We start from the raw sequence: 18,675 nt of genomic DNA, 5'->3' as shown, positions 1-18,675 counted from the left end.
ACGATAACACTTCGAGATGATACCCAATACACCAAAGAAAAATAATCGCTCTAAGGGGCTTAAAATGCCTCGAAAGAAAAAGAAGCCGAAAGCACCGGGAACAGACTTCTTTTGCGCCTTGGTCAGGTCGGATATCAAAGTCGATATCGTGACCGAGTACCGATTCCACCCGGTGCGCCGCTTCCGGTTTGATTATGCCATTCCCGAATACAAGATCGCGGTGGAAAAAGACGGTGGTGTATGGATGAAGGGAGGCGGAGCCCATTCCCGACCCTCCAACATCCTGCGGGACATGGAGAAGCTCACTTTGGCCGCCGTAGACGGTTGGATTGTCATCCGGCGCACTCCGCAGGAACTTTGCACATCGGAAACCTTAAATCTTATCAGGAAAGCTATACAAACTGTTGAGGCACAGCGAAAAAGCTCTGTATTTTCAAATCAATTGTAATCCATCGGATTATATCGCTGAAATTTGGGCAACACCACATGTGCCCGTATGCAAGCGACATCGAAACTCATACCAACCGTTGATATCTGGCCCAATGACGGCCAGATTCCCGGCCTACCTAAGAATCCGCGGACCATCCGTGATGAGAAATTCGCGAAGCTGGTCCAGTCTGTCAAGGATGATCCCGAGATGTTGGGTCTACGGGAAATCCTTGTTTTCCCCTATGCCGACGTCTACGTCGCCATTGCCGGCAACATGCGGCTCCGTGCCTGCATTGAGGCCGGCATGAAGAAAGTGCCCTGTAAAATCATCCCAAGTGATACTCCAATTGAGAAGCTTAAAGCTATTGTCATTAAGGATAATATCGGATATGGTGATAACGATTGGGATGCTCTTGTGAATGAGTGGGATGAACAGCAACTTGTTGATTGGGGTATGGATATGCCCGACTTCGCCGAGGAAGAGCCCGACGATGAACCGATGAAACTTGAAACTTTCAGGTTCGTAATCGAGGCCGAAAACGGGACATCGCTTGCCCAGGCAAGGATTGCCATCGAGGGAATCATCGGGGATATCGAAGGAGTGGAGATAAAGGGGTAACGACATGGCTGCCGGAAGAAAGACCAAATATTCCAAAACGCTCGTAAAAAAGATTTGCGAGCTCCTTGCTACCGGCGACTGGAGCGTGAAAGACACCTGTAAACAGGTCGGACTATCCGAGTCTCAATTCTACTATTGGAAGAATACCAAGCCGGAATTTGCGGAGGCTTTAAGCGCCGCCGAGGACTGTCGGCGGGAAGTTTTCAAGGATATGGCTAAGTCTGGGCTAGCCAAACTGCTTGATATCCACGAGTATGAGGAGGTGCAGACCGAATATGAGAACGACAAGACGGGTAAGCCTGTTATCAAGTCCCAAAAGCGCATCAAAAAGAAGATCATGCCGAGCACAACGGCGGTCATTTTTGCCTTAACGAATCGTGAGCCCGAATGGTGGAAAAACCGCCAGTCGATCGATGCTAAGGGCGATTTCAATCACAACATCGGCTTCAGTGATTTTCTCATGAATGCCGCGACCACCAACGATGATGAAGAACAGGAAGGAGGGGGCGATGAAGTTCAAGAGTGAGGAAGAATACCGCGCTAAGGGAGAGCAAGTTGTCAAGTCATGGATAAATGATTGGAATAAGTTCATCCATGAGGCGCTGGGTGCGAATCTTGACCGTGACCAGCGGGCGATAGTCGATTCCGTACAGCACAATCCACGCACAACAGTTGCATCCGGTACCGCCCGGGGGAAAGACTTCGTCACGGCATGCGTGGCGATCGCTTTTCTTTACCTCACGCCTAGGTGGAACCAAAAACGCGAGCTCGTCGCAAACACAAAGGTAGCCCTGACCGCACCAACTGACCGCCAAGTAAAGAACATCATGATGCCGGAAATATCCCGGCTGTACAACGCCGCTAAACGCAGGGGTGTGCATCTGCCGGGCCGGTTGAACGCGTACGACATCCGAATGGATGATGTGGAGTGGTTTCTCACGGGCTTTAAGGCGGATGAGCATAACCATGAAGCATGGTCGGGCTTCCACGCGGTGAATACGATGTTTGCCATCACAGAGGCTTCGGGTATCAGTGATGATACCTTTGGCGCTATTGAAGGAAACCTTCAAGGTAATAGCCGTATTTTGCTTGTATTCAACCCGAACACAACAATCGGATATGCAGCCAAAAGCCAAAAAGGCGAACGCTGGTCAAAATTCCGACTTAACAGCCTTACAGCGCCCAATGTGGTGGAGAAAAAGCATATCATCCCCGGTCAGGTGGACTATGAATGGGTGATTGACAAGATATCCAACTGGTGCACACCCATCCGCATTGATGAGGTCAAAGAGGAAGAAGACGACTTTGAGTTCGAAGGCCAATGGTACCGTCCTACTGATATCTTCCGCATCAAGGTGCTGGGTAAATTTCCGAAGGTAGGTCAGGATAACCTGATCCCCGAACAATGGATAGAACTAGCGGAACAGCGTTGGGAGGAGTTCCACGCCAGCTGTTCCTACGAATACTATTCCGATCAGCTGATCATGGGCAATGACGTCGCCGGCATGGGCCGGGATAGTTCGGTTGACTGCTACCGGTATGGCAATATCGTGGCTAAATTCTATGAGACGAACAGCGCCGGCGTTGCCGACCACATGGAGACGGCCGGGCGGATTGCCAACGTGCTGGCCAACGACCACGAAGCCATCAGTAGCATCGATACCATCGGTGAAGGTGCCGGGGTGTATTCCCGTCTTATCGAGCTGGGTTATGGTGACCGCGTGATCAGCTGTAAGTATTCTGAATCCGCAAAGGATGAGGGCGAGCAGCCGCTCACAGACATAACCGGCCAGTATGAGTTTGCCAACATGCGCGCTTATCTATTCTGGGCCGTACGGGATTGGCTGGATCCGAAGAATAAGACCGGGGCGATGCTTCCACCCAGCGAACGACTGAAAGAAGAAGCCATCGAGATCAAATGGAAATTCCAGTCCAATGGTTCCGTGATCATCGAACCGAAAGAAGATATCAAAAAGCGCCTTGGGAGGTCCACCGACCTCTTTGATGCATTAGCCAATACTTTTCACCCCATAAGCAGGCTCGAATCGGTGGCGAGCCCTGCCGGATATTTCTAAGCGATAAGACATGAAGGTAACCGATTTCATGCCCAAGGGCGAAAATACGATAGACGCGCTGATCGAGAATCTGAGGAAGCGGGAACGGCCGCTGCCGGATGTGGAGTTGTTCAAGAAGCAACTCAATCCGATGGACCATGACGTGATGGATCAAAACCTGCGAAGGGATAAGGATATCATCGTTGAGAAGTACAAGAAGGGCGCTAATGGCAAAATGGATGTGTATGAAGAAGCGGCCAAGGAGAAGGTTAACAGGATTGCGCTGGCATTGCAGAAGCTCGTTGTGGAGCGCGCGATCGCGTTCCTGTTCGGGAATGATCCAAAGATGTCGGGGGACGTTAATAGCGATATAGAGAAACTTGTATTCAATATCGTTTCCAAGATCAAGAAAGCCAATAAAACTCGCTCTACTAACCGGCGGGTAGCCCGTGCTCTTTTCAGTGCAACGGAGGTGGCAGAATATTGGTTTGCGGTGCCCGCCGAACGGTACACCAAGTACGGTGTCAGTACCTCCTACAAGCTACGGCACAAGATATATTCCCCACTGGCCGGGTATAAACTCTATCCCCGCAAGGATGAGACCGGGGATATGGTCGCGTTCAGCCTGGAATATACCCGCGTCGAGGGCAATGTCAGTACGACTTATTTTGAGGCCTACACAGATGAGGAAAAGATGGTTTTCACCCGTGATTCGTTGAGCGCAAACGATTGGCGGTTCAAGGAGCGTCGACCGATTCCCATCGGCAAGATACCGTTTATCTATGCGGAACAGCCGCAGGTCGAGTGGGCGGATGTACAAATCCTGATTGAGCGGCTGGAAAAGCTGCTGTCCAACTTCGCGGACACGAACGATTACCACGCCAGCCCGAAGATATTCATTGAGGGAATTTTAAAGGGGTTTGCCAAGAAAGGGGATGCCGGCGCCATACTTCAGGGCGAAAAGGGGAGCAAGGCGAGCTACCTGTCATGGGACCATGCACCGGAATCCGTCAGGCTTGAGATAGAAACGTTGCTCGGGCAGATCTTCTCACTTACCCAGACGCCCAACATATCATTCGATAGCGTAAAAGGATTGGGGGCGATTTCAGGCATTGCGTTGAAGCTGCTCTTTCTGGACGCACACCTGAAAGTCAAGAACAAAGAGGAGACGTTCACCGAGTATCTGCAGAGGCGAAACAGCATCATCCTATCTTATGCCGGCCTATTGCACACGCCTATCCAGTCCACGGCGCACGAGATGGATCTGGACGATGAGATCGAGCCGTACATGATCGAAGATCTGAAAGAAATGGTCGATACGCTGCTTGCTGCCAACGGCAACCAGCCGGTGATATCGCACGAGCAGTCAGTCCGCAGATCACCGCTCACGGACAACCCGGAAGATGATTACAGGAAGATCCAGGAGGAAACCAAAGCGCGGCAAACGGTGGATGTATTCGAGGAAACCTTTTAATCATTAACGATATGGCAACGAAGAGCAAAGCAGTGCATTATGCGGGCATCCCGTGCAACAAAACCCAGAAGCCGGTAGCAAATCCATCGTATTCGTACCAATGGGCCAACGTGACGTGCAAGAAGTGTTTAGCAGAGAAACCGAAGGAGAGATAAGTGGCCACGTTCGTTAGTAAATACGACTTCGGCGATATCGTCTACCTGGTCACCGATCCTGACCAGTTGAAATATATCGTCTGTGAGATTGAATTCAGGCCCGGAGCAGTAGTCTACCACGTTACCAGTGGCCGTGAATCCTGTGCAGCGTATGAGTTCGAGTTGTCGCATGAGCCGGACATGGTGGAAAAGCTAAGTTAATGTGGCTAAGTTCCGCAACATAAACCATAGTGCGCTCGAACGGGCGCATTTCCTGCGTATCGAGCGGTATGCGCGCGCGGTTGACCAAATCTATGCGGATGCGGTTAAAGAGTTCGCAAAGCTTGCCAAAACAGCTAATTTCGACCCAAACAAGCCATTCTCGTTTGCCACTTACCGGAATACCCAGAAAACAGCCAATCGCCTGTTCTCGGAGATGGCTTCATCCGTTGAGGCTACGGTGCTTCGAGGCGATAAAGATGAATGGCTACAGGCGGCATCCAACAACGATAGGCTTGTGGATGCGATATTCGGCTCCAGCCGCATCGGAAGGAAGCAACTGGAACAATACCGCGACCGGAATTTAGAGGCGCTTAAAGCGTTCCAAAACCGCAAATCCGCAGGGATGAATCTATCCGACCGTGTGTGGAAGCAAACGCAGCAATTCAAGTCCGAAATCGAAATGGGGATCGATCTCGGGCTGGGAGAGGGGAAGTCAGCCGCAGCGTTAAGCCGCGACCTGCGTTCCAACCTGCAGGATCCTGAGAAGCTTTTCCGGCGCGTGCGGGATAAGCACGGCATATTGCACCTGAGCAAGAATGCGCAAGCCTATCACCCCGGTCAGGGGGTGTACCGATCCAGCTACAAGAACGCCATGCGGCTCACGCGCACGGAAATCAATATGGCCTACCGGGAATCTGACTACCACCGTTGGGGGCAGATGGATTTCATCATCGGCATGGAGATCCGGCTCTCCAACAACCCGAACCATTGCCCGATGTGTGCCCAGCTGGCCGGTAAGTATCCGAAGGACTTCAAGTTCACTGGCTGGCATCCGCAATGCCGGTGCAGCGCGATACCGATCCTCAAATCGGATGACGATATCGGTGACGACATCATAGCTATTCTGAACGATGAGCCAGTCGGTCTGCCGAATGAAGCGGCGGGGGCGATCACATCCATGCCCGCCGGATACGTCAAATGGATGGCCGATAACAACGATCGCATTCTCACGGCTAAAAGCACGCCCTACTTCATCAAGGATAACTATGTCGGTGGCAAAGTAGGGAAGGGGTTGAGGTTCGTAACGACTCAACCTGTGCCCGCCGCATCATTCGTTCCTAAGGGGCTTGATGTCTACGAAAAGGAACTGGGCGTGACGGTAGACAAAACGATATTCAATCACCTGGATAGCGGTATTGAGTTTAAACTGGAAGATACTCATCAGGGGGCGTACTTCAATCCGCTCAAGAAGTATGTCCGAATTCCATTGGATGAACGGAGAAAGCAAAGCAAGTGGATGGCAGAATCAGTTGTTTACCACGAATACGGCCACGCTTTGGATTGGGAGAAGGGTTTGAGGGGAAAAACCGAAGTCAAAGACCTGATGGATAAGTATCGTAAAAAATACTCAGAAGACGGGGATAAGCTATACAAGGAATTTCATAGCGGTTTATGGAAAATGGGAAGCAAGGCTAGCATGGCGGGTAAATTTGACCGAATGAATCAAGTGGGAGCATTGGACGACACCATCATGTCGCTCAATAGCAATTTCGGCCGTGGCCATAGCAAGGCATACTTTGCGCAAAAAGGCTTTTCAGAGGCTGAATTTATCGCCCACGCATTCGAGAATAAGTTCAAGGGGAATCCGGTGTTCAAAAAGCTCGCACCAGACCTATACGAAGATATGATCAAGCTAATTGATCAGCTGCTGGGAATTAAACAATCTTAACGCCGCTGGGGTCGGAAGGTCCGACATCGAAAGGGATAGGGTAGGTAAGCTCCAGTCGCTTCTCCGCCTTTTCTGCTTCCCCCAGCACCCGCAAAAACTCCTCTTCTCCAACAATCATTAACGCTGTTAGTAATGTGTCGGCATAATTCGGGTCCTGTTTGCGGTATTTCTCTAAAATATCAATCGTTTTCATCTTGAATCAAGGTTATCGATAACTCACGCCCATCCATACGATAACTGTTTTTGTTAAACGGTTCGTGATTAAGTAAAGTCTGGGTGAGAAGTCCCCACGCGAACTCCTCTTCCTTCGATAATTTTAAAGTCTCACCTACTTGAAGACGGTGCAGCTTCTGGGTGAGCTCGCCGGTTATTTTCGCACGCTCTTGCTCTATAGGAGGGATTACTTTACACCAGTGGGTAACGCCTTCGACAACCTCATGGACATCGTGAATGATCTCATAAAATTCACCGTTTGCAAAGCCGCCCAATATGGGGCTTGAGGAAACGTAACTCCTTCCATCTTTCGATTGATACCTATCACTTTGCCAAATCAAATAATTGCCATCTTCATCCGGCCGTTTGTCCTTTACTTTAATCCAGTTCATCTTCGTAGTTACTTAAAATCTTTCAAACGACGCTCTATTGATTTGAGGTTTTTGTCTGTTTCTGCAAATTTATCACACAAATAGGCAATTGTTTGATATTCATCTTTTTTGCCATGGGCTATATCGTCAACACTTTTCCTGAAATACTTATTGGTGGTATATTTCTCGACCCCGTCCGGGAAGCGCAACAAAATTTCCTTCACTTCTGGTTCGTAATCGACCACAACACTCATAATCCAACTTTGGTAGTTCCGGAGACATTCCACCTCTTTTCCTAAATTTCGTAGCCCAGTGGACCTAATTTTTTTAAATAGCTGCTCTATTTCAATCAATAAAACATCTTCCGCAAACAGCCGCAAGTCTGTGCTGCCCGATTCTGAAAGATGCCCATCGATTAGCCTGAGCCGATCATCATCACTTTCGGCCAGTTTATAATTCGGACGGAAAACATCGCCTTTATCGGATGATAAAGACCCGTCAGGGTTTTCTTTGAGTAGATGATGCTGGGGTATATCCTCTTTCTTAAATGCTTGGTGTAACGGCAAAAAACCATCTTTATCAGGCATTTCTTTAACTTTATAAGGGGATCCTGGCACTAACTTTTCATGGTAATAAGTACCATCAGGCACGCTTAGAAAATCCGATAGACTCTTGTGTTCAAACGTCATTCTCTTAATTTTTGCTTCCATATTTTAAAGGTTAATCTCCCAAACCTTTTCCTGTTTAACCTTCGCCCCGAACTTCAACAACATCTCTTCCATCTTGTCGGTGGAGATGAGCTTTCCTTCCCTCATGTACCGCTTCCAGTTCGCTACAGTGGACGTATCGACGTCCAGGTACTTGTACAATGCCGGGACCTCCAGCAGCTTGTTAAACGCTTCCTTTGTGCCTTCTATCTCCATCACACAAAAGTAAAGAAAAAACTTTGAGAAATCAAAGTGTTGTCTCGAAAATATTTTGATCTTGGGTAAGTTTGTATTATCATTGCTGTATCCTTTAAATTAACCGTTATGGCCAAAGAAATTATACTAGTTTTAATTACCTCAGCAGTCACATTGATTGGTATTTGGGTGGGAAACTTATTGTCACATCGCAATTCTTACTTATTATTCGAAAAGCAAAAAACATTTGAGAATCAAAGATTAAGTTATTCAAAACTGATGGCTCTAAAGAATCCCTGGACGCAAACCTTGCGTACTCATTACGAAAAAAAAATACTGGCGGAGTATTATGATTATAGGTTTATAAATTTTTCCCATGAACCTCAAGACAGGGAGGATGCAAGATATAATTATGACTCAGCGATATCACTTATCTTAGAAATCACTAAAATCGAAAAGGAAATATTTGAGACGATAGGAATCATTGAAACTTGTTTCGAGCTAACGGATGAATTGAAAAAAGCAATTGATGCTTTATATAATTACGAATCGATTGAAGTTCATCCTTTTAACGGGCACCCAACCCTCCACTCGCTTGAAACAGCTAAACAACAGACGGACGCACAATTAGTTGCTTTATTGAAGCAGCATCGCACAGACTTGTTCAATAATTTGATTAACGTTATGAAACCGATGTTGGTGGTAAAGAAGCCGTAATCTTTAGCAACTCTATACAAACTTAATTGCTATTAGTCGCCTCCCTCATCCAGAATTCTTTGACGTCATGCATCACGCGACCGGTGACGGCCAGGGCATCCGATTCCGGAAGGTCCTTGACCTGATTCATCATGGCCAGCAACGCCCCAGCTCCAGCCATGAACGCTCGTTTCGTCTCGCGCCGGTGCGACTTGTCCATCTTCTTTTTGTCCAGTCCCACACGGGATAGGTAGAGGTTGTACTCGTAATCTAAATTGAATGTGCTCATATTGATTTATCTATTTAAAAGGTGTTTTTTTGATCACGATGGTTGTGCTATTACACCCTCGCGAAATACATCCGGTCTTAATCACGATATTTGTGATATAATGCAATGAAGCATTGGTTAAAAAAAGTACCATGAGTAATGACCACTTGAAGCTATCAGAGGCCGAGTACAAGGATTTTTTGGAATTCGTTTCATCGAATAGAGAATTGATTATTAAGCATTATCCTGAAAAAGGCCGATCCGACGTGAGTAATGAATTTATCGCCAACCTATTTCTTGTACAACAAAAAGATCAGCTTCCAGCCCAACATGCATACATGTTCCGACTTGAACATATCCAGTCTCGTTTTCCTGAATTTGTCAGAACATATATCAAAGATATTATTGACAGGAAGGTAAAGTAATCGAGAATTATCCGATATCCATTTTTTGACGATTTCCACATATCAGAACAGTGATTGTTGTTTGGCGTCAAAAGGTCGCGCTTTGGTAGTTGGGCGTAGCCGGCCGGCAGTCGGTATCTGATACGTTCCTTTCTTGAGCCGCTCCAACAGCCCGCTTTTGTGCATCGTCCGTAACAGGTTTCCGCAATGCTTGGCTCCGTTGCAATAGTAGGTGTTAACTCCTGGCACCGACTGGCATTGCTCGACGGTGATGGTTCCGTGCTCCCGGATGTAGTCAACGATCAGTCGTTGTTTGTGCGTTGACTTCATGGCGTTTCGATAATTTTTGGATAATCCTATGTAACTGATTGTTTTCTTTCAACAGCGCGTCGCGTTCCTGTCTTAGTTGCCTCACTTCGTCGTTGAATTCCTTGCGTTCATACTGCTTGAATGAATGCAATCCGTTGCACGTGCAGCAGCTTAAATCGTCTCTATGGAGCGAACCATAGCATCCGGGTATTAATACCTTTTTCCTGGTCTGTTCATCGTATATGAATCGGCAGCGTGACATGTTAATGTTTTATCTATATTTGTTTTCAATCATTTAATAAATCTCAATGCTATGGAAAGGAAATTTAAAAAAGGTGACGTCGTGCAATTAAAATCCGGCGGTCCCAAAATGACTATTAGTGCATTTTTACGAGATGATGATCCATTCGTCGACGAACAGGAGAAGCGCGTCACCGTATTTGCAACATGGTTTGAAGGCAGTGAAATGAAAACTGAAAAATTCCATATTGATTTAATACATTCGGTAGCCGAGTAGTTGGAAAGACGCGCCATATATATCATTAATGGCGCGTTATTTCACCTCCAATTCTTTCCCTATAAGCGCAAAAAACAAATTTTGCAGCTGGTGGACCGCTTTCACTTCAATTTCGATTAACGTCATTGCGAAGGTGCCAGTGTGAAGCCAAACTAAATGGGTTTCGCCTTGTGGGCTTATGGATACCTTATCACATATAAGTGAGCCTCCTGGCCCGCCTCGTGGCTTGAAACCAAGCCTAGCAAGCCACTCGTCATTGAGCGGGATTTCCTTAACCGGCATTGATGTGATACTGCTATTAATCGCCCTAATTTCACAGCTATTTATATCGCTGTATACCGCCTCAACCTGGCATAGACGGCCTTCACGGTCTTGAAAAAGATTTCCTAACCTCAATTCACTTGCTTTCATATGTCTCAAAATAAAATTTAACCTCGATTCCTGTTTCCTGGACCAGCCCGTAACGTTTGGAGATTTTGTACTGGTTGATGTCTCGATTCAGACTTGTGATAAACCCAGAAATCACGCTACGGAACGATTCCAGGGGTAGGCTGTTCTTCAGGATATTGCACGAAGCACATGACGGCATCATGTTGTCTATGCAATCGGCTTCGGGGTTGATAATATACTTCTCCGTTTTAATCTTGCCCCACGCGTCACGGACAAGATTGCCGTTATATTCGCGCATATTGCGTTCCGACCGCCGGATGGGGATAAGGTGATCAGCATGCCAACGCTGGCCGAGCTCACACCCGCAATAGGCGCAGCGGCCTCCGTACTTCATCCGAATCTCTTCGCGTTGGGTTTTGGTGAGTTTCATCCGGAAACCTCCTCGTTCTTAGGTTGCAGAACCATCCATTGACCTCCATCTAAATACGTGAACGCGAACACGCCCCTCACTTTGCTGTATACGTTGTCGTTGACATATTTGAGCGTCGTTAGGCGCGGAAACTTTTCGAGACTATCCATTAATAGCAATTTGCCTTCGTGGTCCAGACGGCCACCAACCATGTGAGATATCTTGTTACTCGATTCCACTTCCAAAAGTATCGGTAGCAGGGCACCGGCGGTATCTGTCTTATAGCTGAGGTGAGCATCGGGAAGTTTTTCGCCGAAATGGTCATAGTACAGCACGTCGAGGCCATACGGCTCCCAATCTTCAGCCAGCCACCTGTTTAGCTGTGGGATGGTGTTACCTGTCTTAGAGGCCTCCAGTCGCCTATCGGTGACGAAACCTAGCGAATCGAGCGCGTTTGCCACCGCGTACATGCCGCACCCGTATCCTGTGGTTTGTCTGATCATCATTAATAGATTGGTTTTGGCAACTCAACAACAGTCCGCCAGTGAGTGAAGTATTCAAGCCAGAAGTCGATGTGTGGAGGGCTGCTGAAAAATGACCATTTTTCGATTTTACCTGACTTGCCTAATACAGTGTATTGCCCGATATTACTAGGTAGTGTGTCAGGGCCGTCGATGCGGTTCCATCCGTTGTTGTTAGAAACGCCTATCAGTCTTTCCAAGCGCAGCCAAAGTCCATTGCCGGTTAATGTGATACCTTTCAGCGCGCGTCTTGAGACCGCACTGTCATAGCCTGTAATCTTAGCCTTTAGTTCAGGGTTTTGCAACGTCATGTCGCCGAATTCATCCAGGTACTGACTTACTTCGTTCCAAATAAATCCTTCGGCTTCCCACGCCTCGCGTATAGCCTTTTGCTTTGCTTCTTTATTAGTCATCATAAATACCTCCGAATTTCTCCATGAATGGAGCTTCTTTCAATTCACCCTTTTCATTCACGTGTAGTGGTCGATGTCCGGGCGCGTAGGAGATATGGGCATATGTTGCCTTTGCTCCGTACTCAAATACTGTTTTGTAACCGAAAAACTTACAGATGCGTTCCGCCTGGGCATGAATGTCCCGTTTCTTGATTTCTTTTGGGAAAAAGCCTGCTTTCTTCAATGTGTAGAAATCAAAATGTTCCTCCAGGAACTCTTTCAGAATGCGGTCGTCGTCTGTCATAATGCTTCAAACTCCTTTCTAGCCGAATCCAGCTTTGCGGTGATGATCGCCATCGATGACGCCTTAAGCGCGTCGAAGTCGACGTGTTTCTTTTCAATTTTAAAGCCCAAGATTCGGTTACCATCGACGACATTTAAATCGTCTTTCAGTTCTGTTGCGACTTTAATAGTGGCCAATTGGTTTTCCAAATCGACGATGAGGTCTTCCAGCTCAACGCCGCGAATAAGCTGTTGCCTTGTCATTCCTGTACGAATATGTATTTCCGACCATGCTGGATAATGCTCTGTTGATTATGTTCATAGTTGGCGGCAACGTAAAGAGCGGCGATCAAACGGTCATCGACCGTCAGATACCGAGTAACGTGGCCACCTTTCAAAGATGCAGCTGCATTCAGTTGGTGGATCTTGTCTGACGCCTCCAGCATTTGCCGAAGGCTGTATATTATCGGTTCCGGTTCATCCGGAGTGATACCATTATGGAACATTGCCCAGGCAATGACATGCTTATTAATGGCAATAGCGGTTTCTTTCGTCATAGCTGCAGTAATTTTGGGTTTGACTTAATCTCATTGTACAACGTATTGCCGGATTTCGTCACTGCATAGGGCAGGAACACTTCCGCCATATCGGCTATGTTGGCTTCAACGATGGCCATCTGAGCCTCGATCCAATCCTTGACTATGCGCCATGCTACCCTTTTAGCCTGCAACTCATTGCGTAGGCGTGGAGGGACTGTTTTATCCTTTTCCATGGCTTTCAAAACGCCTCGGAAGTTGGCCGGCAGCGAATAGAATATCGCTTCATCCGTGATATTGATCATAAAGGTGATGGCGATCGGCGTACCGTTGTCGTCATAGTCCGCCATGATCTTCTTAGCGCCATGCTTGACGAGGCAATTGGTTATTTCATTGATCGTCTTAACCGGATCAACCTTCGTTGTATAATTGAGTATTGCCATTAATTTTTCCTCCTTATCGATTGTACAGCCCAAACGGCGAGTATTACGCCGCCTATGACCAGGTGAATTGTTGGTAGTTGGAAGTAAGCCATCAGTACCGCATCGATGTCCAGTGGATCAACTTATAGCGCATCGGGGCGTTGAACCAGGTGAAGAACTGTTCTACGGAATCAAACCCATCATTGACGGCCAGTTCCTCGATCTGTGTGCTTTTTAGCGACACGCCATCCACGACGACCTCCCAATGCTTGACGTACTCCTCGACGCCACCATCCTTGTGCCGGTGGCTGTACTCGATACTTATGCCAGCATAATCCTTGGTGTAGGCCGAATCGATTATGTCGACCTGCTGCGTGGAAACGCACAAGAACTCGGGCGCGAACTGGAAGTAGTTCTTCGTTCGGTTGTTGATGACCGGATGGATCTTCATGCCGGGTTTCCAGCGATCGTGCGGGTCGTGGCGGATGGTGTGCAGTTTAGGCTTCACCGTGTCCACAGGAATATCCCAATGGTTTCCAAACCTCAACAAATGGTCACTAGCACAGGCTGCGAACTCCTTGAAATCAACTTGGTCGAATAGGTGTTCCCATATCTTGTATATGAAGTAATTCGGCTCCCCCGCCCATTCACCCATGGACGCGGGCCATTTCTGTGAGAATGATAGTATCATCTTATTTCGCTATTTTAGGATTTGTAATGGGTTTATCTTCCTCGCTCTTTAACCACATCACACCCTCATCATCAAACCCGAAGTCGTCGCCTTCGAATATTGATTTCCCGCTGATTTCGCAATAACCGATTACCTCATAGCTTTGGCCCACGATGTTAACCTCATCGGACGTTTCTATTTCAGTGTACGATTTCGGGTCACCAAGATTTTGGTGATGTTCCGCGAAAATCCGATCAGCATCGTACTTGTCCTTAGCTTCGATGGTAATGTGTCCGGTGTACTCGATTTCAAATTTCATAGTCATAGTCATAGTCATAGTTCAGATTTATTGATCGTTCGTCTCAAATCCAATTTTTCATACTTTTCGTATGTTTCCGTTTTGGCTTTGGCTATTAACTTATTGAACTCCACGCCGTTAATAGTAACGGTTGTATCGTTTGTTAGGGAAAGCCGATATTCATGGAAGTGGTTCAGCAATCGGCAGTGCAGGTACTCAATAGGAGCGGGCTCTTTACCTTCCCATGATTTTGCTAAATCTTCATTCATCTTTTTATCTCCTTTTTCAATGCGTCCATATTATCCTCGATATAGTCTTTCAGTGGCCCGTGGCATTTGTTTTCCTCGTAGAGCCAAATCAGGTATTTGGCGGGAACGTCGATAAGCCGTTTGCCTTTGTGTATGCCGAACGGCATGAGTGATGCGTCTGACATCATACCTTTACTGTTTATTGGTTAATCCTTTCATTGCTTCCTTTTGGTTTCTTCGACTGAAGCTTTCCGAGGACGGTGTCCTAGATGGTTGCTCCCTTCCTTGCGGTTCAGGCTCGATAAACGGGTCGTCGAAGATGTTGCCTACTCTTTCGTAGCTCCCTTCCATGCGTCTCGAGCCTGAATAGGTTAGCGATGACTTTAGCATAAATGCTGCGTAGTGAGCGTCGTACACCACGTGGTATGTGTCGCCCCGGTAATCTCTCACGATGTCGTGGGTGAATATCTTTTCGCCTGTTACCGTACAGTTCTTGCCGGTGTACTGGCCTACTGTCGCTGGAATGACGGGTACCGTGCCTGACTGGGTTAATATCTCCTTGATATTATGCCGTTCAATGTAGAATCCCTCCACCAATTGGCCGTTTGTTGTCCGCTTGCCGCGGAATAATATCTCTCTAGTCATTTGTTACTCCTTTCTCAATAGCCAGCCCAGCCTCAATAAGACCGAATACATCGAAATGCCACTTTAAAAGTAATTCATACAGGTTAACAGGGATGTGAGGAATATCCTGAACTGTGATCTCTTCTAAATTCCACATTGATAATGCTTTAGATGGAACAAACTTTTGCCCGTTACATTCAATTTCTTGTGTTAGTTGGGAGAGTGGGCGCAGGATGGGCTTGTCCTGAACGCATATAGCAGATTCAATTATAAATCCGTTAAGATGATACATTCGGCCATGTGATGTCATTTCCAACCCATACGGAAGATAAGGCGCGAGGTGTTCGATTGTTAGTTTATTCATATCCCAAAAGTCTTTTTGAATGCTCTTTTAACTGGTTCGAATTCGCGTTTGGCGTAGTGTGTGTCCATTGTGAGTAGGAGGCCCACGCAGCGGATTATTATGCTGGTGCTTATGAGAAGGGCGCCTACGATGTAGAAAGGGTAATACCCGATCAGGGCTAGCCAAAGCAATATTTTGCGGCCTCTTTTCATGGTATCTTGTACTTTATGCGATTCAATATCCATTCGCCGCATCGACGAAACCCTTCATTGTAACCGGCACTGTAGACATCGCCTGCAGGAGCTGGCGCCTGCCGGTTTGCCTCGACAATAACCTCTTGATGGGTTGGTGTTTCGATTTCTTCCAGCCACCAATCCGGCTCGTCGCAGTCCGCTGGGCCAAGCTCTTTATTCGATAAAAACCAATAGCCATTATCATGCATCTCTACGACGATACTTCCGGTTTGATCATGGTCCCAACCGCCGATAACCGGTGTGTCAGTTTGCGGCTTCCGCTCCTTGACTAATACTTTTCTGAAAACTGTCATTTGCATAGCATGATAATAGATCCAACAATGCCGGCCAGTCCGAGGCCGACGAATAACAGACCACCGATGAACACTTTGTGCATCAATTGGTGATCACGCTCGTATTTATCTTGTACTTTCATAATTTTGGTTTTTAGTGGTTCAAAAATTTCCTGCTCACCTCGATGACCTTATTGCACTGTTTGAGGTCCAGCCAACCGAGGCGGCAATCCTTTTGAGGGATGCGTAGTTTGCCAGCAAGCCATTTGAAGGCTTGCCATTTGGTCATGTGGCCTTCCGTCCAAAACGGTGAGAAATAGTAGTTCACATACCAGCGCGCTTCCCTCAACTCTTTATTCGCTACCCTGCCATTGGCTACCGTCGTGCCTTTAAACACACCAGTCCACGCGAAACAAGGCTCGCAAACCCAAACCAATCCATCTTTGGCCGTGTACTTCCGGCCGGGTGATAGGGTAGTCCGACCCCCGCAATAGGGGCAAATCAATCCTTTGTTGACGAGTTGAACGTTAGGCTTTAGAGTCAGTGTTTCCATTGTAAAATCGGGCCTTCCACCCGCTTGCAGTCTTTCCCGTTGTCCTACGCAAAACCACAACATCCGCATCTAATCAATATGGATGATCGTCATCATCATCTTCGTAATCAACCTCAGTCGGTTGATTAGCAACCTTCAATTGTAGTTGCTTTTCAGTAAACTGGCGGATATCCCAGCTATCGATCGGCTTGTTGTTCAGCTTTTCCGCGACGAACCGCGCGACCTCTTCCGTGACTGGGTTAATAGCGTATATCGCTGCGTGATTAAAGAATCGACTGAACGGAGGATTGCTGGCCGTATCAGGTACATCGACGCGTAGCATATTGGTGCCTGCGATGTTTTGTTCGGTGCACAGCCCGGCGATTTTGGAATGGCCGAACAGTTCAACAATGCACCACAATTCGAATTTGTCTTGCTGTGTATTCATAAAAGGAATTTTGTACGGTATAAATAACCGGGGGAGTATTGGGAAACCCCCGGCCGCAACCCACGCGCATCACTGCGAACGTGTTGCATAATCAACCTAAACCTAAATCATGGAAATCTTTGCGGTGGAAACCCGCACTTGTAATCTTCTCATTGCCAATACTTTTAGTTGCCTTGCTTCTTGTCGCCCGGCTAAGGGTTGTTGCTGCGATACCCGGACGACGTAGGCAAATATCAAAATATACTTTGATAAAAAAAAGTAAAAAATAAACTAATACATTTAAAACTTCATAAATAATTGTATACCAGTGTTTTAATGTGATATTATGACAAATAAAATAATCTAATAGATTATAGAAATAGCTTTGATGGTTGATTAGTTAAACTCATTTATTTAAAAATGAAAGAAAAAATCTTAGCTGCACTCAAAACCAAGCACGCCTCGGTAATCAAGGAAAAGGGGTTGGGTGAAAAAGCACTTCTGGGGATCGCTGCAATGCTGGCGATAACCACTAAAGAGGAGTCAGAGATCGAAACCGTTGTTTCTTCCGACGGGGTCGTTGAAGCATTGACCAGCATTCAGGGTGAAGTTGACAGCCGTGTCACGGACGCCGTAAAGAAAGCCAAAGCAGAGAAGAAGCCGGAAGGGGGTGACGGCAATACCAAACCCAAAAATGAAGATCCAAACGACAAGGGGGGAGATGATGATGAGAAGGTGCCAGCGTGGGCCAAGGGGCTGGTCGAGAAGCTCGACAATGCTACCAAGGAACTCGAAGCCTTCAAAGCCGAGAAAACCGCCAAAACCCTCAATCAACGCATCACCGATGCATTGAAAGAGAAAAAGGTGGATGAGGACTACATCAAGGACCAACTCGACGGGAGGACATTCGACAGCGAGGAGGATGCGGACGCATTCGCCGAAAAGGTGGAGAAATCATGGGGGGCATTGAAGCAGAAGTTTGCCGACCAGAAGCTGGGAGAGGGGGCGGAAAGCCCGTTCGTAAGCAATTCTGACGGCGAATCCGACTTCATCACCAACTTGAAGGCCGCCGCCGCTACCGCTGTCCCAAAGGAGAATTAACCCCATTTATCACGTAAAAACTTCAACAAATGAAATATGAAGTAACAGAGGCCGGTCCGATGCGCACAGAGTTGTGGAATCAGAAGACCGTCCGCGTGCATTCGGGTGGCTTCAACATCAATCCCAACGACTTTCCCCGCAGCGTAGAATACGTCAAGCAGGGCACGCCGTTGTCGATTGACTGGAGCACACGTAACGCGAAACCGGTAAAGACGGTAAAGCTTACCGCTGCACTGGGTGCCGGCGCAACCGAGATCCTCGTCAAGAAGGGTCACCTTTTCATTGTCGGCAACCACATCGGCAACGGTACGAAGGCTTCCACCATCACGGCGATCGAGTCTGAGGATGACACGACCGACAAGATCACCATCGATGCCGCCTTAGGCGCCCAGCCGATAGATACCGTGCTTACGGAATCCACCGAAGCTGGCGACAACAAAGCGCTGGTTACTGCTAGCGTGCTCAACTATGCGGATGTCAAATTGGAAGGCCAGCCTTCCGTGTCAGGCATCTATGCAGCTGATGAGGTGCGCGAAAGCCGTCTCCCGTATCCGATAACCGCCGCGATCAAGGAATCCTTGACCGTGCGCTTTTTATTCATCCCGTAAACCAC

At 47.5% G+C, this 18,675-nt stretch carries 36 protein-coding genes; 12 read left to right on the top strand and 24 right to left on the bottom strand.

Annotation, left to right across the window (positions count from 1 at the left end; all coding sequences use genetic code 11):
* Positions 1-64 precede the first annotated feature (64 nt).
* The 7 genes from NGM62_RS07995 to NGM62_RS07965 all read left to right on the top strand — a co-directional run bounded on the left by NGM62_RS07995 (position 65) and on the right by NGM62_RS07965 (position 6,661).
* Positions 65-448 carry an endonuclease domain-containing protein gene (locus NGM62_RS07995; RefSeq protein WP_262246999.1) on the top strand — a complete coding sequence of 128 codons (384 nt, stop codon included), beginning with the start codon at positions 65-67 and terminating at the stop codon, positions 446-448.
* 48 nt (positions 449-496) lie between these two features.
* Positions 497-1,048, top strand: a complete 552-nt coding sequence (locus tag NGM62_RS07990) for a ParB/RepB/Spo0J family partition protein (RefSeq protein ID WP_262246998.1) — start codon at positions 497-499, stop codon at positions 1,046-1,048.
* 4 nt (positions 1,049-1,052) lie between these two features.
* Positions 1,053-1,574: a transposase gene (locus NGM62_RS07985; RefSeq protein WP_262246997.1), complete on the top strand. Its 522-nt coding sequence runs from the start codon at positions 1,053-1,055 to the stop codon at positions 1,572-1,574.
* A complete protein-coding gene (locus NGM62_RS07980; protein ID WP_262246996.1) occupies positions 1,531-3,123 on the top strand; it encodes a hypothetical protein in 1,593 nt (530 codons plus the stop codon). Before NGM62_RS07985 ends, NGM62_RS07980 begins: the two co-directional genes overlap by 44 nt.
* A 10-nt stretch (positions 3,124-3,133) precedes the next feature.
* A complete protein-coding gene (locus NGM62_RS07975; RefSeq protein WP_262246995.1) occupies positions 3,134-4,576 on the top strand; it encodes a phage portal protein in 1,443 nt (480 codons plus the stop codon).
* Positions 4,577-4,731: 155 nt separating this feature from the next.
* Positions 4,732-4,932 carry a hypothetical protein gene (locus tag NGM62_RS07970; protein WP_262246994.1) on the top strand — a complete coding sequence of 67 codons (201 nt, stop codon included), beginning with the start codon at positions 4,732-4,734 and terminating at the stop codon, positions 4,930-4,932.
* Position 4,933: 1 nt separating this feature from the next.
* Positions 4,934-6,661 carry a hypothetical protein gene (locus NGM62_RS07965; RefSeq protein ID WP_262246993.1) on the top strand — a complete coding sequence of 576 codons (1,728 nt, stop codon included), beginning with the start codon at positions 4,934-4,936 and terminating at the stop codon, positions 6,659-6,661.
* Here NGM62_RS07965 and NGM62_RS07960 read toward each other — a convergent pair.
* The 4 genes from NGM62_RS07960 to NGM62_RS07945 are packed head-to-tail and all read right to left on the bottom strand — an operon-like array spanning position 6,648 to position 8,171.
* On the bottom strand, positions 6,648-6,854 hold the full coding sequence (locus NGM62_RS07960; protein WP_262246992.1) for a hypothetical protein: 207 nt from the start codon (positions 6,852-6,854) through the stop codon (positions 6,648-6,650). The two genes, NGM62_RS07965 and NGM62_RS07960, sit on opposite strands and share 14 nt — an antisense overlap.
* A complete protein-coding gene (locus NGM62_RS07955) occupies positions 6,841-7,266 on the bottom strand; it encodes a DUF551 domain-containing protein (protein WP_262246991.1) in 426 nt (141 codons plus the stop codon). Before NGM62_RS07955 ends, NGM62_RS07960 begins: the two co-directional genes overlap by 14 nt.
* 8 nt (positions 7,267-7,274) lie before the next feature.
* The gene (locus NGM62_RS07950) at positions 7,275-7,955 is read right to left on the bottom strand and encodes a hypothetical protein (RefSeq protein WP_262246990.1); all 681 of its coding nucleotides are present in this window, start codon (positions 7,953-7,955) and stop codon (positions 7,275-7,277) included.
* Between the two features lie 3 nt (positions 7,956-7,958).
* Positions 7,959-8,171: a hypothetical protein gene (locus NGM62_RS07945; protein ID WP_262246989.1), complete on the bottom strand. Its 213-nt coding sequence runs from the start codon at positions 8,169-8,171 to the stop codon at positions 7,959-7,961.
* Positions 8,172-8,276: 105 nt separating this feature from the next.
* Here NGM62_RS07945 and NGM62_RS07940 point away from each other — a divergent pair, with 105 nt between their 5' ends.
* Positions 8,277-8,864, top strand: coding sequence for a hypothetical protein (locus NGM62_RS07940; RefSeq protein WP_262246988.1), 588 nt, complete (start codon positions 8,277-8,279; stop codon positions 8,862-8,864).
* A gap of 22 nt (positions 8,865-8,886) precedes the next feature.
* On the opposite strand, the gene NGM62_RS07935 is transcribed toward NGM62_RS07940, so the two are convergent.
* Positions 8,887-9,132: a hypothetical protein gene (locus NGM62_RS07935; RefSeq protein ID WP_262246987.1), complete on the bottom strand. Its 246-nt coding sequence runs from the start codon at positions 9,130-9,132 to the stop codon at positions 8,887-8,889.
* Positions 9,133-9,263: 131 nt separating this feature from the next.
* On the opposite strand from NGM62_RS07935, the gene NGM62_RS07930 reads away from it, so the two are divergent.
* Positions 9,264-9,536: a hypothetical protein gene (locus tag NGM62_RS07930; protein WP_262246986.1), complete on the top strand. Its 273-nt coding sequence runs from the start codon at positions 9,264-9,266 to the stop codon at positions 9,534-9,536.
* A gap of 42 nt (positions 9,537-9,578) precedes the next feature.
* Here NGM62_RS07930 and NGM62_RS07925 read toward each other — a convergent pair whose 3' ends face one another.
* Positions 9,579-9,845, bottom strand: a complete 267-nt coding sequence (locus tag NGM62_RS07925) for a type IV toxin-antitoxin system AbiEi family antitoxin domain-containing protein (protein WP_262246985.1) — start codon at positions 9,843-9,845, stop codon at positions 9,579-9,581.
* Between the two features lie 292 nt (positions 9,846-10,137).
* Here NGM62_RS07925 and NGM62_RS07920 point away from each other — a divergent pair, with 292 nt between their 5' ends.
* Positions 10,138-10,341 (top strand): YodC family protein, encoded by a 204-nt coding sequence (locus NGM62_RS07920; protein ID WP_262246984.1) that lies wholly within the window; start codon positions 10,138-10,140, stop codon positions 10,339-10,341.
* A gap of 36 nt (positions 10,342-10,377) precedes the next feature.
* Here the strand turns inward: NGM62_RS07920 and NGM62_RS07915 are convergent, their stop codons facing one another.
* The 18 genes from NGM62_RS07915 to NGM62_RS07830 all read right to left on the bottom strand — a co-directional run bounded on the left by NGM62_RS07915 (position 10,378) and on the right by NGM62_RS07830 (position 16,982).
* The gene (locus tag NGM62_RS07915) at positions 10,378-10,752 is read right to left on the bottom strand and encodes a hypothetical protein (protein WP_262246983.1); all 375 of its coding nucleotides are present in this window, start codon (positions 10,750-10,752) and stop codon (positions 10,378-10,380) included.
* On the bottom strand, positions 10,739-11,161 hold the full coding sequence (locus tag NGM62_RS07910) for an HNH endonuclease (RefSeq protein WP_262246981.1): 423 nt from the start codon (positions 11,159-11,161) through the stop codon (positions 10,739-10,741). Before NGM62_RS07910 ends, NGM62_RS07915 begins: the two co-directional genes overlap by 14 nt.
* Complete coding sequence (locus NGM62_RS07905) at positions 11,158-11,646, bottom strand: hypothetical protein (RefSeq protein ID WP_262246980.1); 489 nt, start codon at positions 11,644-11,646, stop codon at positions 11,158-11,160. Before NGM62_RS07905 ends, NGM62_RS07910 begins: the two co-directional genes overlap by 4 nt.
* The gene (locus NGM62_RS07900) at positions 11,646-12,077 is read right to left on the bottom strand and encodes a hypothetical protein (protein ID WP_262246979.1); all 432 of its coding nucleotides are present in this window, start codon (positions 12,075-12,077) and stop codon (positions 11,646-11,648) included. Before NGM62_RS07900 ends, NGM62_RS07905 begins: the two co-directional genes overlap by 1 nt.
* Positions 12,067-12,357, bottom strand: coding sequence for a hypothetical protein (locus NGM62_RS07895; RefSeq protein WP_262246978.1), 291 nt, complete (start codon positions 12,355-12,357; stop codon positions 12,067-12,069). The genes NGM62_RS07900 and NGM62_RS07895 overlap by 11 nt, the downstream gene beginning before the upstream one ends.
* Entirely contained in the window at positions 12,354-12,599 is a 246-nt protein-coding gene (locus NGM62_RS07890; protein WP_262246977.1) for a hypothetical protein, read from the bottom strand. The genes NGM62_RS07895 and NGM62_RS07890 overlap by 4 nt, the downstream gene beginning before the upstream one ends.
* Entirely contained in the window at positions 12,596-12,892 is a 297-nt protein-coding gene (locus NGM62_RS07885; protein WP_262246976.1) for a hypothetical protein, read from the bottom strand. The genes NGM62_RS07890 and NGM62_RS07885 overlap by 4 nt, the downstream gene beginning before the upstream one ends.
* Positions 12,889-13,314, bottom strand: a complete 426-nt coding sequence (locus NGM62_RS07880) for a hypothetical protein (protein ID WP_262246975.1) — start codon at positions 13,312-13,314, stop codon at positions 12,889-12,891. Before NGM62_RS07880 ends, NGM62_RS07885 begins: the two co-directional genes overlap by 4 nt.
* A gap of 91 nt (positions 13,315-13,405) precedes the next feature.
* Entirely contained in the window at positions 13,406-13,984 is a 579-nt protein-coding gene (locus tag NGM62_RS07875) for a hypothetical protein (protein ID WP_262246974.1), read from the bottom strand.
* A 1-nt stretch (position 13,985) separates the two neighbouring features.
* Positions 13,986-14,288, bottom strand: coding sequence for a hypothetical protein (locus tag NGM62_RS07870; RefSeq protein ID WP_262246973.1), 303 nt, complete (start codon positions 14,286-14,288; stop codon positions 13,986-13,988).
* A gap of 8 nt (positions 14,289-14,296) precedes the next feature.
* The gene (locus NGM62_RS07865; RefSeq protein WP_262246972.1) at positions 14,297-14,530 is read right to left on the bottom strand and encodes a hypothetical protein; all 234 of its coding nucleotides are present in this window, start codon (positions 14,528-14,530) and stop codon (positions 14,297-14,299) included.
* Positions 14,527-14,697: a putative quorum-sensing-regulated virulence factor gene (locus tag NGM62_RS07860; RefSeq protein WP_262246971.1), complete on the bottom strand. Its 171-nt coding sequence runs from the start codon at positions 14,695-14,697 to the stop codon at positions 14,527-14,529. Before NGM62_RS07860 ends, NGM62_RS07865 begins: the two co-directional genes overlap by 4 nt.
* A 4-nt stretch (positions 14,698-14,701) precedes the next feature.
* Positions 14,702-15,154, bottom strand: a complete 453-nt coding sequence (locus NGM62_RS07855; protein ID WP_262246970.1) for a YopX family protein — start codon at positions 15,152-15,154, stop codon at positions 14,702-14,704.
* Positions 15,147-15,497 carry a hypothetical protein gene (locus NGM62_RS07850; protein ID WP_262246969.1) on the bottom strand — a complete coding sequence of 117 codons (351 nt, stop codon included), beginning with the start codon at positions 15,495-15,497 and terminating at the stop codon, positions 15,147-15,149. Before NGM62_RS07850 ends, NGM62_RS07855 begins: the two co-directional genes overlap by 8 nt.
* A 187-nt stretch (positions 15,498-15,684) precedes the next feature.
* Positions 15,685-16,023 carry a hypothetical protein gene (locus NGM62_RS07845; RefSeq protein WP_262246968.1) on the bottom strand — a complete coding sequence of 113 codons (339 nt, stop codon included), beginning with the start codon at positions 16,021-16,023 and terminating at the stop codon, positions 15,685-15,687.
* Positions 16,020-16,145, bottom strand: coding sequence for a hypothetical protein (locus tag NGM62_RS07840; RefSeq protein ID WP_262246967.1), 126 nt, complete (start codon positions 16,143-16,145; stop codon positions 16,020-16,022). Before NGM62_RS07840 ends, NGM62_RS07845 begins: the two co-directional genes overlap by 4 nt.
* An 11-nt stretch (positions 16,146-16,156) precedes the next feature.
* Positions 16,157-16,555: a DUF3268 family zinc-finger domain-containing protein gene (locus NGM62_RS07835; protein WP_262246966.1), complete on the bottom strand. Its 399-nt coding sequence runs from the start codon at positions 16,553-16,555 to the stop codon at positions 16,157-16,159.
* A gap of 73 nt (positions 16,556-16,628) precedes the next feature.
* Positions 16,629-16,982 carry a hypothetical protein gene (locus tag NGM62_RS07830; protein ID WP_262246965.1) on the bottom strand — a complete coding sequence of 118 codons (354 nt, stop codon included), beginning with the start codon at positions 16,980-16,982 and terminating at the stop codon, positions 16,629-16,631.
* Positions 16,983-17,381: 399 nt separating this feature from the next.
* Here NGM62_RS07830 and NGM62_RS07825 point away from each other — a divergent pair, with 399 nt between their 5' ends.
* Both NGM62_RS07825 and NGM62_RS07820 read left to right on the top strand, forming a co-directional pair.
* Complete coding sequence (locus NGM62_RS07825) at positions 17,382-18,062, top strand: hypothetical protein (RefSeq protein WP_262246964.1); 681 nt, start codon at positions 17,382-17,384, stop codon at positions 18,060-18,062.
* A 59-nt stretch (positions 18,063-18,121) separates the two neighbouring features.
* Positions 18,122-18,670, top strand: coding sequence for a hypothetical protein (locus NGM62_RS07820; RefSeq protein WP_262246963.1), 549 nt, complete (start codon positions 18,122-18,124; stop codon positions 18,668-18,670).
* Positions 18,671-18,675: the final 5 nt, after the last annotated feature.

Origin of the sequence: Parapedobacter soli (assembly GCF_025460835.1) — a bacterium.
GTDB classification, from domain to species: Bacteria; Bacteroidota; Bacteroidia; order Sphingobacteriales; family Sphingobacteriaceae; genus Parapedobacter; species Parapedobacter soli.
The sequence above is the reverse complement of the archived record's forward strand: the minus strand, read 5'-3'. Positions and strand labels throughout refer to the sequence as shown.